This window comes from Intrasporangium sp., assembly GCF_036566125.1.
Taxonomy (GTDB): Bacteria; Actinomycetota; Actinomycetes; order Actinomycetales; family Dermatophilaceae; genus Intrasporangium.
In genome coordinates, this window is the sequence record NZ_DATCWX010000309.1 from 1 (window position 1) to 13,674 (window position 13,674).

At 69.5% G+C, this 13,674-nt stretch carries 13 protein-coding genes and 1 pseudogene; 6 read left to right on the forward strand and 8 right to left on the reverse strand.

Annotated features, from left to right (window positions below; translation table 11 throughout):
- Both VIR15_RS18710 and VIR15_RS18715 read left to right on the forward strand, forming a co-directional pair.
- Positions 1–188: pseudogene (locus VIR15_RS18710) on the forward strand (SRPBCC family protein); the annotation flags it as partial.
- Position 189: 1 nt separating this feature from the next.
- Complete coding sequence (locus VIR15_RS18715) at positions 190–1,113, forward strand: carbon-nitrogen hydrolase family protein (RefSeq protein WP_331930531.1); 924 nt, start codon at positions 190–192, stop codon at positions 1,111–1,113.
- A 19-nt stretch (positions 1,114–1,132) separates the two neighbouring features.
- On the opposite strand, the gene VIR15_RS18720 is transcribed toward VIR15_RS18715, so the two are convergent.
- Together VIR15_RS18720 and VIR15_RS18725 are read right to left on the reverse strand one after the other, a co-directional pair.
- Complete coding sequence (locus tag VIR15_RS18720; RefSeq protein WP_331930533.1) at positions 1,133–1,516, reverse strand: winged helix-turn-helix domain-containing protein; 384 nt, start codon at positions 1,514–1,516, stop codon at positions 1,133–1,135.
- On the reverse strand, positions 1,513–2,247 hold the full coding sequence (locus VIR15_RS18725) for a hypothetical protein (RefSeq protein ID WP_331930535.1): 735 nt from the start codon (positions 2,245–2,247) through the stop codon (positions 1,513–1,515). Before VIR15_RS18725 ends, VIR15_RS18720 begins: the two co-directional genes overlap by 4 nt.
- A gap of 131 nt (positions 2,248–2,378) precedes the next feature.
- Between VIR15_RS18725 and VIR15_RS18730 the strand changes: the two genes are divergently transcribed.
- Positions 2,379–3,197 carry an SDR family oxidoreductase gene (locus tag VIR15_RS18730; RefSeq protein ID WP_331930537.1) on the forward strand — a complete coding sequence of 273 codons (819 nt, stop codon included), beginning with the start codon at positions 2,379–2,381 and terminating at the stop codon, positions 3,195–3,197.
- A 117-nt stretch (positions 3,198–3,314) separates the two neighbouring features.
- Here VIR15_RS18730 and VIR15_RS18735 read toward each other — a convergent pair whose 3' ends face one another.
- Positions 3,315–3,728 (reverse strand): DUF1801 domain-containing protein, encoded by a 414-nt coding sequence (locus tag VIR15_RS18735; protein WP_331930539.1) that lies wholly within the window; start codon positions 3,726–3,728, stop codon positions 3,315–3,317.
- Positions 3,729–3,777: 49 nt separating this feature from the next.
- Positions 3,778–5,157: a rhodanese-like domain-containing protein gene (locus VIR15_RS18740; RefSeq protein ID WP_331930541.1), complete on the reverse strand. Its 1,380-nt coding sequence runs from the start codon at positions 5,155–5,157 to the stop codon at positions 3,778–3,780.
- Between the two features lie 175 nt (positions 5,158–5,332).
- Between VIR15_RS18740 and VIR15_RS18745 the strand changes: the two genes are divergently transcribed.
- The gene (locus tag VIR15_RS18745) at positions 5,333–6,136 is read left to right on the forward strand and encodes a DUF2202 domain-containing protein (RefSeq protein WP_331930543.1); all 804 of its coding nucleotides are present in this window, start codon (positions 5,333–5,335) and stop codon (positions 6,134–6,136) included.
- 59 nt (positions 6,137–6,195) lie between these two features.
- Here the strand turns inward: VIR15_RS18745 and VIR15_RS18750 are convergent, their stop codons facing one another.
- The 4 genes from VIR15_RS18750 to VIR15_RS18765 all read right to left on the reverse strand — a co-directional run bounded on the left by VIR15_RS18750 (position 6,196) and on the right by VIR15_RS18765 (position 9,519).
- Positions 6,196–7,308, reverse strand: coding sequence for a sensor histidine kinase (locus VIR15_RS18750; protein ID WP_331930545.1), 1,113 nt, complete (start codon positions 7,306–7,308; stop codon positions 6,196–6,198).
- Positions 7,305–8,030, reverse strand: coding sequence for a response regulator transcription factor (locus VIR15_RS18755; protein WP_331930547.1), 726 nt, complete (start codon positions 8,028–8,030; stop codon positions 7,305–7,307). The genes VIR15_RS18750 and VIR15_RS18755 overlap by 4 nt, the downstream gene beginning before the upstream one ends.
- A 145-nt stretch (positions 8,031–8,175) precedes the next feature.
- Positions 8,176–8,715, reverse strand: a complete 540-nt coding sequence (locus VIR15_RS18760) for an RDD family protein (protein ID WP_331930549.1) — start codon at positions 8,713–8,715, stop codon at positions 8,176–8,178.
- 12 nt (positions 8,716–8,727) lie between these two features.
- The gene (locus tag VIR15_RS18765; protein ID WP_331930551.1) at positions 8,728–9,519 is read right to left on the reverse strand and encodes a hypothetical protein; all 792 of its coding nucleotides are present in this window, start codon (positions 9,517–9,519) and stop codon (positions 8,728–8,730) included.
- A 340-nt stretch (positions 9,520–9,859) separates the two neighbouring features.
- On the opposite strand from VIR15_RS18765, the gene VIR15_RS18770 reads away from it, so the two are divergent.
- A complete protein-coding gene (locus tag VIR15_RS18770) occupies positions 9,860–12,004 on the forward strand; it encodes a hydantoinase/oxoprolinase family protein (RefSeq protein ID WP_331930553.1) in 2,145 nt (714 codons plus the stop codon).
- Positions 12,005–12,006: 2 nt separating this feature from the next.
- Positions 12,007–13,674 (forward strand): hydantoinase B/oxoprolinase family protein (locus VIR15_RS18775; RefSeq protein WP_331930555.1); only part of this gene is annotated, 1,668 nt, incomplete at its 3' end.

Here is a 13,674-nt window from a genome sequence, read left to right on the forward strand (position 1 = left end):
CGGCCGCCGCGCCCGCGGTGAGCGAACCCAGCGGCATACGGCCCGCTGGTGCAGGAACGGTCTACGCGGGAAAGGCCGCGGCGGGGGCCGAGTCCAACCGCATCAAGGACTTCGTCATGGGAACGTTCACCGGTGCCGGCATCGCCTTCATCGGCGTCCTCATCGGCTGGGCCATCGGAAGAGGATGACATGCGTGCTTTCACCGCTGCAGCTGTCCAGGTCGCCCCGGTCCCGGGTGCGCTGACCAAGGAGTCCATCACGGACAACCTCGACCGCTGCGTCGACTTCACCCGCCGGTGCGTCGACGCGACCGGGGCCGAGCTCGTCGTGCTGCCGGAGTCGGCCACGACCGGCTTCACGCCCGGATGCTCGAAGGAGGAGCTCTGGGACCTCGTCACGGAGGTCCCCGGCGGCATCGTCGAGCCGATCCAGGAGGTGGCCCGGGAGACGGGCGCCCACGTGTGCGTCGGCACGTACGAGCGGGGCCTGGAGCGCGGGATCGTCTACAACGCGTCCGTCCTCGTCTCCCCCGCTGGGGACGTGCTCGGCGTCTACCGGAAGACCCACCCGTTCTGCTCCGAGGCCGTCGACGGGGGTGGCTGGGTCACCCCCGGTGACACGGTGACCGTCTGCGACACGGAGCTCGGGAAGATCGGGATGATCATCTGCTTCGACGGCGACTACCCCGAGCTGTCGCGGATCGAGGCCGTCCAGGGGGCGGAAGTCATCTGCCGGCCCTCGGCGCTGCTGCGCTCGGCCGACATCTGGGACCTCACCTCGCGGGCCCGGGCCTACGACAACCACGTGTACGTCATCGGCGCCAATGCAACGGGTATCGACCCGGCGGGCACCATCTTCTTCGGGAACTCACACATCGTGACGCCGATCGGCCACGTCGTGGCCAAGGCGGCGAGCCATGAAGGCTGGATCTCGGCCCGTCTCGACCCGGCGGAGGCCCTCGCGTCGCTGACGCCGGGCTCAAATGTCGGCCAGGGGTTCGACCACCTGCGTGACCGCAACCTCGACCTCATCCGCGGGCACCGCGACGAGCTCGAGCGGCCGGCCAGCAGCCCGTTCTGGCACGAGCGCCCTCGGCACGGCAACGACGGCTGAGCGTCGGCCTGGCACCGGGTCAGGTCGTCTGCTCGAACCGGCGCAACAGGGCTCGGATCGCATTCATCTCCTGGGCGAGGGCGTGGCGCCCCTCTCGCGTGATGGTGACCCAGGTCCGTGGGCGCCTGCCCGCGTAGCCCTTGTCCACGTGGACCAGGCCGCTGCCCGCGAGCACCTCGAGATGCCGGCCGAGGTTGCCGTCCGTGAGCTGCAGGATGGTCCTGAGGTAGGTGAAATCCGCCCGATCAACCTCGGCGAGAACCGCAAGGATTCCGAGCCGCGCCTTCTGGTGCACGACGTCGTCGAGGCCGCTCGTCGGGTGAGGTGGTTCGTCCGGTCCGGCCCTCCCCTCAGGCTTGCCCACAGCAGCGTCGGTCGGCACGTGCGGTTCGCGTGCAGTCACGACGGGAGCTGTGCCGTTGCCCGCCGCGCGTGCTCGGCGGCGCCCAGGAGGATGAGCGCAAAGAGCAGGAGCACGGCAAGGTCCGCGGAGACGATGACGTCGAGCGACACCCTCGACTCGAGCCCCGTGAGCCGGACGAGATCACCGAGGCGGTTGGTGAAGAACCCCAGTCCACCGAGGACCGTCACGACGCCGAAGGCGACGACCCATGCCGCGAGCCGGGTGCTGCGGCGCTGGACCGCTATGACGAGCAGCGGGACGGCAATGAACAGCGTCGGGGCGAGGAAGCCGGCCACGAGGAACAGCGGGGTGAGCGGCAGAACGTAGCCACCCAGCCACACGAGCAGGAGGATGGCCACGCCGCCCACGATCCACGCCAGCCCTCCGGGCCCGGCGCCGGTGCGCTGTCGTCGCACGGCGAACCAGATTCCGATGCCGACCAGACCGAGCGCCCCCATCGTTGCCCAGTAGCTCTCGAGGAACGTCTGGAGGGCGGGCTGCCCGGTGGCGTACGTGATGCCATCCGACAACGAGTTCTCCAGGTGCACCCGGTCGATGAGCTTGAGGAGGGCGTAGGCGAGAAGAAGGGCACCGAGGACATAGAGCGGAGCGGCCACGATGCGCCGGTGGGCTCGGGCTTGGCGCCGCACGCGCTCCGTGCCGCTCAGGAGTTCACGGGCCGCATCCTCGCCGAGCCCGCCTGAAGCGTCTTGTAGCGGTCCTTCACTCATGGGTCCCCCGTCTCGATGATCTCGACGCATTTACTCTGCAACACAGAGTAGTCTCCGTTCAAGAGCTTTGCCAGATGTCACCCATCGCATGCAGGGGCTGGCGGGCGCGGACGACCGGGTACATGAGGGCCATGAGCACCTACGACGAGACCAACCCGCGCGGCTCCTTTCCTCGGCTTGCCATCGTGACCGGCGCCGACTCCGGCATCGGCCGGGCCACGGCGCTGCTCCTTGCCACCGAGGGCTTCGACATCGGGCTGACGGTGCACCACGACACCGAAGGGGCCGCCGAGACCACCCGGGAGGTCGAGAGGCGCGGTCAACGGTGCGTCGCGGCCCCCTTTGATGCCGCCTCGGCGGATGCCGGTCTCGTCGTGGACCAGCTGGCCGACCAGCTGGGCGGTCTCGGCGTTCTCGTCAACGTCGCGGGGACCGGGCAGTCCGAGCTGGCCGTCGACCTGCCGCTCGAGACGTGGCAGCACGTCCTCGCCACCGACCTGACCGGGCCCTTCCTGTGCGCCCAACGCGCGGCGCGGCGGATGATCGCCGACGGGCACGGCGGCCGGATCATCAACGTCACGAGCGTCCATGAGCACGTCCCGCGGGTCGGGTCCTCCGCCTACTGCGCCGCCAAGGCGGGTCTCGGGATGCTCACCCAGGTGCTCGCCCTCGAGCTCGCCGAGCATGGGATCACGGTCAACTCCGTCGCGCCCGGCGAGATCGCGACCGAGATGACCGGCCAGGACGAGGAGGACGCCTATCGCGTGTCGCGACCCGGGAACCCGCTCGGCCGCCCGGGCCACGTCAATGAGGTGGCGTCCGTCATCGGCTTCCTCGCCTCGCCACGGTCTGCCTATGTCACGGGTTCTTCCTATGCGGTCGACGGCGGACTGATGCTCATGGCCGCCCATGGGCACGACGACGCGGGCTCCGGCTGGCGCCGTCCCTGACCCGCCGGCCCACCCGAGGCGCCGTGTCCCCGGAAGCGAGCTGAGCGGCATACGGCATGGGTGGGGAAGGAAACCCACATCCCAGCGTGGGCTTGTTGCCACACAGCAACGGGGCCGTCAACTCGATTCGGCGGCGCGGCTGGGCCAAACGCCGGCGGTGAGCCGCTCGTAGGAGCGCGCGACGATGGTCTCGAGCACGCCCAGGTCGACCTCCCCGAGATCCTTGACATAGATGCAGCTGACGCCGGTCGTGTGCGGGCCGAGGCGGTCGAGCAGATCTCGGTGGGAGTCGACCCCGTCCATGACGTAAAGAGTCGTCGCCGCCTTGCGCGGCGCGAAGCCGGCTGCGGGGGCGTCTCCTTCGCGTCCGCTGGCGTACCGGTAGTGGTACTGGCCGAAGCCGATGATGGTGGCCCACATCCGAGGCTCCTGCCCGGTCACCCGCTGCATCAGCGCGACCAAGGTGTCGGCGTCACGCCGTCGCACGGGCGACCGGACGGTGTCGAGGTGGGCGGTCACGTCTGCGTCCATGCGGCCACTGTGGCACGCAACGCGGCGGCGCACCCGGGTCGTGCGGCTGTCAGGAGGCCAACGCGTGAGTGAGCGCCCAGGCGTTGTAGCCGCCGAGCACGTCTGAGACATCGGTGAAGCCCGCGGCACGAAGCACGCTCGCGCCGACGCTGCTGCGCCAGCCGCCCGCGCAGTAGAGGACGACGGGGCGCTCCGGGTCGAGCTCGGCCATCCGGTCGCGGAGCTCGGCCAGCGGCAGGTGCCGGGCGCCCGGGATGGTGCCCGCCTCGAGCTCACCGATGTTGCGGATGTCGATCAGCTGGACCTGCTCGCTCTCGCACGCCTCCTCGACCTGGGCGGCCGTCAGGCGGCTCGAGCGCTCGACCTGCTTCTCGCGGCCGAGCAGGTAGCCCTCGGGGTCGGCGACGTGACCGAGCACGTGGTCGAAGCCGATCCGGGCGAAGCGGGTCGCGACCTCCTGGACCTCCTCCTCGGGTGCCATGATGACGAACCGCTGGCTCGGCTCGAGGACGGTGCCCACCGTCTCGGCCAGCCGGCCGTCGGACGGGATGCTGATGGCTCCCTTGAGGTGGCCGGCGGCGAACTCCTGCTGGTCGCGAGCGTCCACGAGAAGCGCGCCATCGGCCAGGGCCTCGTCGACCTGCTCATCGGTGAGCACCGGGATGGCCGCATCGGTGTCGCGCACCGAGCGCTCGGCCTTGTTGAGGGTGGCGTTGTAGACGAAGTACGCCGGGGCCGTGGGCTGACCGCCGGTGACGACCTCGAGGAAGGCGTCCTCGCTCATCGGCTGGCACGCATAGTTGAGACGGCGCTGCTCGCCGATCGTCGACTGTTTCTCGGTGGAGAGGTTCTTGCCACAGGCCGAACCGGCCCCGTGGGCGGGGAAGACGCGGACGTCGTCCGGCAGTCGCATGAGCTTGTGCTGGACCGAGTCGTAGAGCATCCGGCCCAGCTCCTCGGCGGTGACGCCGACCGACGCGAGCAGGTCAGGACGCCCGACGTCGCCGATGAACAGCGCATCGCCCGTGAGGACGCCGTAGGCGACCTCGTCATCGGCGTGCTCGTGGACCAGGACGCTGATCGACTCCGGCGTGTGGCCTGGCGTCGCCATGATCTGAAGGGTGACATCGCCGAGGCTGATGCGCTCGCGGTCCTCGAGTGCACGGAACTGGAACTCCGGTCTGGCCACCGAGCCGTAGCCGATCCAGGCACCCGTCTCGCGCGCCAGCTCCAGGTGGCCGGAGAGGAAGTCCGCGTGGAAGTGGGTGTTGATGATGCCGACGATCGTCAGCCCGTGCTCCTTGGCGTCCGAGAGGTACTCGGCGACGTCGCGGCGGGGGTCGACGATGACGGCCTGTCCCGTCGTGTCGTCTGCGATCAGGTACGACGCCTGGGAAAGACAGTCGAGGTAGTACTGCGTGAATCGCATGAGCGCTCCTGGGCTGGACGGTGCCTGTTCCTCCGGAATCCTAACCCATACCCCTGGGGGTATGCTGCGCCGCCTGCGCGGGCCTTCATGAAGCCTTCACGGTTACCCACGTCGACGCTTCACCGAGCCGCCGTTGAATCGAGTCAGAAGCCGGGGCGGTAGGGACCGCGGCCCGGTGGACGAGGACGAGGAGGAGACGATGACCAGGACATGGAGGACCAGCGCAATGGCCGCGGCCGGCGCGGTGCTGGTGACTGCGGCGGGGGTGCAGGGCATCGCACAGGCGATCTCGCTCCCTGGCGAGGTGCCCACGACGACCACCACCACGTCGGTGACAGCGGTGGATGCGCAGCTCGCCAAGGACCTGGCGTTCACCCGTGAGGAGGAACGGATGGCCCGCGACCTTTACGCGGCGTTCGCTGCGAAATATGACGACGCCATGCCGTTCAGCCACATCACGAGGAGCGAGCAGCGCCACTTCGACGCCGTAGGGAACCTGCTGACCCGCTACGGCGTCAGCGACCCGTCTGCGGGGAAGGCTGTCGGAACCTACGCCGACCCGACGATCCAGGGGCTCTACGACCACTGGCTCGCGCAGGGGAGCACGTCGCTCGACGCCGCCTCCGACGTTGGCGTGGCCCTCGAGAAGCGCGACATTGCCGATCTGAAGACGCTCGAGGCCAAGACCACGGACACCGCAGCGAAGTCGCTCTTCACCAACCTGCGTGAGGCGTCGGAGCACCACCTCGCGGCGTTCGAGGCGTGGGCCGCAGGGCATGTTCCCGGCGACGGCGCCCGCCGGATGGGCCTGGGCAACCAGCCAGAGAACGGCCCGGGCCGGATGGGCCCCGGCATGGGCCCCGGCATGGGCTCGGGCATGGGCTCGGGCACTGGCACTGGCATGGGGCGGATGGGCAACGGCGTGGGCCCCGGGAACGGCACTGGTGACTGCCCGTACGCCAACCAGGACGATGCCTGACGATGCCATCGACCGACCGGTCAGGTCGACCGGTCGGTCGACTTCCACTTGCACAGGGGTCAGGGTTGATCGGTCGGTCCGGCGAGGGGCAGCCGGACCGTGAACGTCGCGCCGCGATCTCGGCCCGGTGAGCTGCCCGTGAGATCACCACCGTGCTCTCGCACGATGCCGCGCGCGATGGTCAGGCCGATGCCCGACCCACTGTCGTGCTGGCCCACCCGCCGGCCGGGCACTCTGTAGAAGCGCTCGAAGATGTGCTGCAGCTCAGCCGCGTCCAGGCCCTCACCGGAGTCGGCCACCTCAACCACGGCGAAGTCCTGTGCCCGTCGGCACGACACCCGCACCTCCCCGCCACTGTCCGTGGCGCGGATCGCGTTCCCGAGCAGGTTCGTCACGACCTGGGCCAGCCGGTCAGCGTCGGCCAGGACCTGCACCGAGCCCGGCTCGCTGACCACCTCGAGACGCAGACCGGCATCCTCGGCCTGCGGGCGAAGCCGCTCTGCAGCCGCCGTCACCAGAGGTCCGAGCTCCACCGGGCTGAGAATCAGGGCGAGGCGGCCCTCCTCCGCGCGAGACAGGGTTGACAGGTCCTCGGAGAGCCGCCGCAGTCTGCGGACCTCCTCGCCGACCCGCCCGAGTTGCTCGGGAGAGGTCGGCATGACCCCGTCGATCATCGCCTCGACATAACCGTCGATCACGGTGAGCGGCGTGCGCATCTCGTGGCCGACCTCCCCGAGCAGCCGGACCCGGCGCGCCTCCGCGTCGGCAAGCCCCCGGCCCAACGTGTTGACGTCCTCGGCCAGTTCCGCCAGCTCGGTCTCCTGCGGCTTCGGGACCGGCACGTCGTAGTGCCCCCGCGCCATGGCCCGGGTGGCCGCGCGGACCCTGCCGAGCGGGCGGACGAGGCGGTAGCTGGCGACGACACCGAAGATCGCCGCGGCGGTCGCACCGACGAGGGCACCGACGAGGAGGGCCCGGTCCACCGCCTCGGCGAACTGATCTCGAAGCGTTGTCCCACCCTGGCCGGGCCGGCCCATGCCCATGCCCATCCGGCGCATGCTCTCGTCGAAGAGGGACGGCGCCAGCTGTCGGACGACAACATACGTGGCGATGGCCCCCAGCACGGCGACGAAGACGTGCGAGAGGACGAGACGGACGCTGAGGCGCTTCATGCGGGACTCCCGTCCGGCTCGAGGAGGAACTTGTAGCCGACCCCCCGGACGGTCCCGATGATCCGGGGCGCCGTGGCGTCGTCGCCGAGTGCCTTGCGCATGCTCCGGATGTGCACGTCGACGACCCGTTCGTCACCGAAGAAGTCATAGCCCCAGACCTTCTCCAGCAACTGGGCCCGCGAGAAGACCCTGCCGGGGGACTTGGCCAAGGCCAACAGGAGGTCGAACTCGAGCGTGGAAAGCGCGACGGGCTGGCCATCCGCGGTCACCTCACGCCGATCCTCGTCGATGCTGAGGCCAGGGAAGCGATGCAGGCCGGACGGCTCTGCGGTCGGCGCCGCACCGTCGTCACGGCGGCGTCGCAGGACGGCCCTGACCCGGGCGACGACCTCGCGCGGACTGAAGGGCTTGGTCACGTAGTCATCGGCGCCCACCCCGAGGCCGACGAGCTTGTCGACCTCCTCGGATCGTGCGGTGACGAGGATGACGAAGACGTCGGACTCGACCCGGACCCGGCGCAGCACCTCGAGGCCGTCCAGGTCCGGCAGGCCCACGTCGAGCAGCACGACATCAGGACGGGGCCCGAGCATCGTGGTGATCTGTCGGAGTGCTTCGGCGCCACCGGGCGCCTCGGACACGACGTAGCCGTCCGCCTCGAGATAGGCGCGCAGCAGGGTCCGAATCTGGGCCTCGTCGTCAACGACAAGAACACGACGAGCCACGGGCCCTCCTTGGTTGCGCCACTGACGACAGCCTAGGAGTCCGACCTGCACTGTCGGACGGGGTGGGTGCCCGCGCCTCCCGATCGAAGCGCCACGTGGGGGCTCGCCCGACCCAGAACCTGTTCACTCGATCGCGTAGGGCTGGTCAGGCCTGGGTGCCGCCCTCGGCGCCGCCGTGCAGAGTTTGGGGCGTTGCAGCCCAGTCGTAGATGACCGAGGTGCGCAGCAACACGTCGGCGGCGGAGCGGTTCTCGCGGCTGACCACGACCCAGAACAGCACGATGGGGACGAAGACGCAGAGGAGCGCCCGCAGCAGCGCGACGCCGGGACGTACTCGTCGTCCGCGGGCGTCCACCACGCGCAGGCCGAGGAGCCGCGCACCGTAGGTCCGCCCGGTGGTGGCCCAGGCGAGCGTGAGATAGACGGTGAGCAGCCACAGGAAGGAGAGCAGGAGAAGGCCGAATCCGGGCTCGAGGAACCGGAAGTCGCGGGGGCTGACGACGTACCTGACCATCAGCACCGCGAGGTATCCGAGGCCGACGCCCAGGACGGCGATGGTCGAGTCGACCACGCCCGCGAGGAGGCGGGTGACGATGCCCGCGCGGTGACCCTGCATCGACCGCGCGCTCGCGGGGACGACGATGCGCGCAAGGGTGCCACGACCGGGCTCCGCGGGCGGCTCCATCAGCCCGCCCTCTCAGTGCACGTATCCATGGCCGACCGCACCGGTCGGGGGCTGGCCGTCCGACGCCGCCGGCGAGGTGGAGCTCGTGGTGTCGGCCTCAAGGGCGGAAGCGGGCGTCCGGTCGGATCGGCGCAACAGCCGGTCGACGGCATGAGCCACTCGCTCGTCCGCTCGAATGCCCTGGCGCCGCACTTCCAGCAGGCCCTCCGAAGCCATCGAGCCGGTCGAGCTGCGGATGATTCCGGGCAGGTCGATGCCCTCGACGACGTACTCAGCCAAGCGGATGAGGTCGATTCTTGCGATCACCGCATCCAGGTCGGCGCGCGACACCACCTGGTCGACATCCACGCGGTCGAGCACCGCCTGCAGGTCCGCCCGTGCCATGATCGCGTCCACATCGACCCGGTCGATCGCCGCCTGCAGGTCCGCCCGCGCCACGATGGCGTCCACGTCGACCCGGTCGATCGCCGCCTGCAGGTCGGCCCGCGCGATGATCGCGTCCACGTCGACCCGGTCGATGACCGCCTGCAGGTCGGCCCGCGCAATGATCGCATCGACCTGGACGTTCTGGATGATCCTGTCGAGGTCGACGTACCTGAGGACGAGGTCGGTTGCGTCGACGCGAGCCAGGACGGCGTCGGCCAACCGGGGAGTGAGTTGGTCCACGAGCTGCGACAGGGCGGCCACCGCGTGCTGGCGCTCCGACCGTCCCCGCGCCTTGAGCTCGCCGGTGCGACGGTCCCCGATCAGCCGGCGGCCCAGCCTGAAGGGCGCCCGGGCGACGGCGCTGACCGGACGCAGCACGAACCTTCCTCGGCCGACAGCCTCACGAGATGCGGCAACGGCCGAGACCGCCAGACCAAGTGCAGCGTCCATCAACCCGACGGCGTCCGAGGTCGAGGCCCGCTCTGGGGCCGTCGGTACAGGTTGATCGTCCAACGTGGGGCTGTCGGAAGGTGTGCCGGGCACGACGCCCCTCCTGTCATGTGGCGGTGCTGACCTGTCGATCATCCGTCACGGACGACCGGCCCGCGTCATCCTCGGCGGGGGAGTCGGTCGACTGGCGATGTCTGGCCCGATCACCACCTTCCATTGGCAGTTTGTGCCAAGGCATCGGCCTCGTCCCGACTGTTGAATCCTTCCCATGACTGCACGACTGACTGCACGACGGATCAGGATCGGCATCGACACGGGTGGGACGTTCACCGACGTCGTCGCCCTGGACGAGGAGACGGGCGAGCTCGTCACCACCAAGACGCCATCGACGCCGAGCAACCCCGCCGACGGTTTCATCAACGGCGTCCGCAAGGTCCTCGACCTCATGGGCGCGACCGGCGAGGACGTCACCGCGGTCTCGCACGGCACCACCGTCGCGACGAACAAGCTGCTCGAGGGCAAGGTCGAGCAGCTCGGCTTCATCACGACCGAGGGCTACGAGTTCATCCTCGAGATCGCTCGGCAGGCGGTGCCGGATGGCTACGGCAACTCGTACTTCTGGGTCAAGCCGCCGCGCATCGTGCCAGCAGACTTCGTCAAGACGGTCGGCGGTCGCTTCGACTTCGAGGGCAACGAGGTCCGGCCCTTCGACGAGGCAGGGGCCGTCGAAGTGGCTCGGTGGTTCCGCGACCGGGGGATCACGACGATCGGCGTCTGCTTCCTGCACTCCTACGCCGACGACAGACACGAGCTGGCGATGCGCGAGATCCTCCGCCGCGAGCATCCCGAGGCGGTCGTCTCGATCAGCTCGGAGGTGCTCCGGGAGTACCGCGAGTACGAGCGCTCGATGACGACCCTGGTCGACGCGGCCGTCAAGCCCAATGTCTCCCGCTACGTCGCCAACATCCACCAGCGGCTCGATGACTTCACCGACGGCGCGAACATTCCCTTTTATGTGATGAAGTCGAACGGCGGTGTCCTCTCGGCTGACGAGGTCGTGCACCAGCCGATCACGACGGTCCTCTCCGGCCCGGCTGCCGGCGCCCTCGGCGCCGGGCTCATCGCCAAGAAGGCCGGCTTCCCCAAGGTCCTCACGTGCGACGGCGGCGGAACCTCGACCGACGTCTCCGTCGTCCTCGACGGCGAGCCGACCCTGACGACCGAGGGCACCGTCGGGGCCTACCCGAGCAAGATCCCGATGATCGACGTCGTCACGGTGGGCGCCGGTGGCGGATCGATCGCCTGGATCTCTCCCGAAGGCACCCTCAAGGTCGGGCCGCAGTCCGCCGGAGCCGATCCGGGCCCTCTCTGCTATGCCAAGGCCGGCACCGAGCCGACGATCACCGACGCCCACGTCGTACTCGGCCGGATCCCCCCACACCTGCTCGGTGGGGAGATCCCCCTCGACGTCGACGCCGCCCGCGCGGGCATCGAGGCCCTGGCCGAGAGGCTCGGCCTCGACTTCGAGCACTGCGCCACCGGCATCCTCGAGATCTCCGCCTGGAACCAGGCCAACGCCCTGCGCCAGGTGTCGGTCAAGCGCGGCCTCGACGTCCGCGACTTCATGCTGGCGACCTTCGGCGGCTCGGGCTCGCTCCTCGCCTGCCGCCTCGTCGACATCCTCGGCCTCGCCGGCGTCGTCGTCCCCCAGAACCCGGGAAACGTCTCGGCCTTCGGCCTGCTCACCGTCGACGTCAAGAACGACTACGTCCAGACCGCCGTCGCACGCCACGCAACGCTCGACCACGCCGCGGTCCAGAAGACCTTCGACGAGCTGACCGACCGCGCCGCGAAGGCGCTCGACGCAGAGGGCTTCCCCCGAGACGCGCACCGCTACACGCGCACCGTCGACCTGCGGTACTTCGGCCAGGCCTACGAGGTCCGCGTGCCGGCCTCCTCGGGAGCCATCGACGAGGCGTATGCCGCTGACGTGGCCTCCCGCTTCCACGATGCCCACCGGGCCCTATACGGCTACGACTTCCGCGACGACCCGACGCAGCAGGTCGAGTGGGTCAACCTCCGGGTCACCGGCATCGGGCCGATCACCCGCCCAGAGCTACAGGAACTCCCTTCGGCATCAACCGATTCCGCTGCCCTCGAGGTGCGCGCCCTCAAGAGTCGACGCCCGGTCTGCTTCGACGCCACCGACGGCTACGTCGACACGGGCGTGTGGTGGCGACCCGACCTCCGCGCCGGGGACACCATCGAGGGCCCGGCCATCATCGAGGAGTTCGGCTCGACCGTCCCCGTCCACCCGGGCTTCGTCCTGAGCGTCGACGACCTCGGCAACCTCGTCCTCACAAAGTCCGCTGCCGCAGACCCAACCAAGCTCACGAACAGCACGGAGGTCTGACCATGTGCCTGTCCTGCCAGACTGCCCACGTCAAGCTCGCCCCCGCGGGCGGCGCCGCTTCGAGCGGCAGCCAGCTCAGCGGCATACGGCCCGATTCGACTGAGCCACAGGAAAACCCAGCTGGCCTGCCCACGTCGTACGAACACGGCAACCGCCTGACACCGGAGGGCACCAAGGTCGATCCCATCGTCATCGAGATCGTCGAGGGCACCTTGGCGAGCGTCGAGATGGAGGTCGAGACGGCCATCTCGCGGACGTCCCGCTCCCCCATGATCCGCGACGCGCACGACTTCCGCGCCGGGATCCACGACCGCCAGCTGCGCAAGCTCACCGGCCGTTCGTACTCCGCGCTCGTCCACCCGATCGTCCGCGACTTCCCGCTGGAGGAGATGAACGAGGGGGACGTCTTCTTCCACAACGACGTCTACGAGTCGGAGGGAGGTATCGGTCACCTGCCCGACTTGTGTGTCACCGTGCCGGTCTTCCACCAGGGTGAGGTCGTCGCGTTCGTCCAGGCGTTCGGGCATCACGACGACATCGGCGGGGCCGTCCCCGGATCCATGCCGAGCGACGCGCGGAGCGTCTTCGAGGAGGGCCTCTCCGTCCCGCCGATCAAGCTGTGGGACGAGGGAGTCCCGAACAAGTCCGCCTTGCGCATCATGACCCGCAACAGCCGGATGCCCGACTCCCTCGCCGCCGACCTCGACGCGGAGTGCTCGGCGTGCCTCATGGGCGCCCGCCGGCTGTCCGAGCTCTTCGAGCGCTACGGCCGCGACACTGTGGAGGCGGCGTTCGACGCGATCCTCGACAAGACGACCGAGACGTACCGGCGCGAGATCCTGTCGAAGATCCCCGACGGGACGTACGTGTGGGAGGACTACGCAGAGCACGACGGGGTCGACGAGCCCCAGCTGCACACCCAGCGGATCACGCTCACCAAGACGAGCGCCGACGGAGGCAAGATCGTCATCGACTTCACCGGGACGAGCCCGCAGGCGAAGGGCCCCATCAACCACTGCGGCGACTACGTCGGCGGCAACTTCCTCAAGAAGTGGCTCGCACCGATCCTGCGCAACCTCGCCGACACGCCCGAGCGGATGGCCGAGCTCGACGTCAACGAGGGCATCGTGCCGCTCATCGAGATGAAGTTCCCGCCGAAGGGGACGCTCCTGACGCCGATCTACCCGGCGCCGACGAACGCCCGCACCTTCGTCATCCTGCGCCTCCTCGGCGTGCTCGCCGGCGTCGTCGCCAAGGCAGTCGACGGCCGGATGCCCGCCGACCAGGAGACGATCCGCTACACCGGCGTCTACGGCAAGGACCGCGACGGCAACGACTACCTCATGCGCGAGGTGCTCGGCGGCGGCTCCGGCGGTCGGTACTACGCGGACGGCGAGGACACGATCCACGTGGTGCCGGACTCGCGCAACCTGCCAACCGAGTTCACCGAGGGCCGGTTCCCGTTCATCGTCGAGCGGCTGGGTCTCGCGGTCGACTCGGGCGGTGCCGGGCGCTATCGCGGTGGGCTGGGCTACGAGAAGCACCTCCGAATGCTCCGCGACGCGAGCTTCATGTCCATCGCCGACCGGTCGATCCTCGCGTGCTGGGGAGTCAAGGGCGGACGAGCCGGGCGGGCCTTCGAGGTGACGATCGACGTCGGCGGCCCCACC

What these genes read in the sequence shown, in the direction of transcription:
- VIR15_RS18770 (WP_331930553.1), top strand. Translation starts at nt 9,860, where the DNA reads ATGACTGCACGACTGACTGCACGACGGATCAGGATCGGCATCGACACG.
- VIR15_RS18715 (WP_331930531.1), top strand. Translation starts at nt 190, where the DNA reads ATGCGTGCTTTCACCGCTGCAGCTGTCCAGGTCGCCCCGGTCCCGGGT.
- VIR15_RS18735 (WP_331930539.1), bottom strand. Translation starts at nt 3,728, where the DNA reads ATGGACGCAGACGTGACCGCCCACCTCGACACCGTCCGGTCGCCCGTG.
- VIR15_RS18760 (WP_331930549.1), bottom strand. Translation starts at nt 8,715, where the DNA reads ATGGAGCCGCCCGCGGAGCCCGGTCGTGGCACCCTTGCGCGCATCGTC.
- VIR15_RS18750 (WP_331930545.1), bottom strand. Translation starts at nt 7,308, where the DNA reads ATGAAGCGCCTCAGCGTCCGTCTCGTCCTCTCGCACGTCTTCGTCGCC.
- VIR15_RS18725 (WP_331930535.1), bottom strand. Translation starts at nt 2,247, where the DNA reads ATGAGTGAAGGACCGCTACAAGACGCTTCAGGCGGGCTCGGCGAGGAT.
- VIR15_RS18730 (WP_331930537.1), top strand. Translation starts at nt 2,379, where the DNA reads ATGAGCACCTACGACGAGACCAACCCGCGCGGCTCCTTTCCTCGGCTT.
- VIR15_RS18740 (WP_331930541.1), bottom strand. Translation starts at nt 5,157, where the DNA reads ATGCGATTCACGCAGTACTACCTCGACTGTCTTTCCCAGGCGTCGTAC.